Origin of the sequence: Shewanella sp. TB7-MNA-CIBAN-0143 (genome assembly GCF_040310065.1) — a bacterium.
Classification (GTDB): Bacteria; Pseudomonadota; Gammaproteobacteria; order Enterobacterales; family Shewanellaceae; genus Shewanella.
Genome location: NZ_JBEOPL010000156.1, coordinates 1 through 239 on the forward strand (window position 1 = coordinate 1; position 239 = coordinate 239).

The 239-nt window shown below is 42.7% G+C and carries 1 protein-coding gene; it reads left to right on the forward strand.

Going from position 1 to position 239, the window contains the following annotated elements:
• Positions 1 to 215, forward strand: a 215-nt coding sequence (locus tag AAEY97_RS21505; RefSeq protein WP_351001432.1) for a GlpM family protein, incomplete at its 5' end; no start/stop codon positions are given.
• Positions 216 to 239: the final 24 nt, after the last annotated feature.

Sequence of the window (239 nt, forward strand, 5' to 3'; positions counted from 1 at the left end):
GTCATTTCATCGTTGGTACTGAGCGTAGTGCCGCGGATCTAAGAGTGGCATTGATATTTAGTATGCTTGGTGTCATCCCGCATCTTATTTATACTTTTGTGGTGTTTTTTAGCATCAGTTATGTCAGCTTGTATAAGGCATTGCTACTAGGCGTCGTCGCTTGGACAGTGGCAGCGACTATTTTAGTGCTTGCTTGGCAATACATTCAGGCTTAATAAGCTGCAGAACAAGGTTATAAG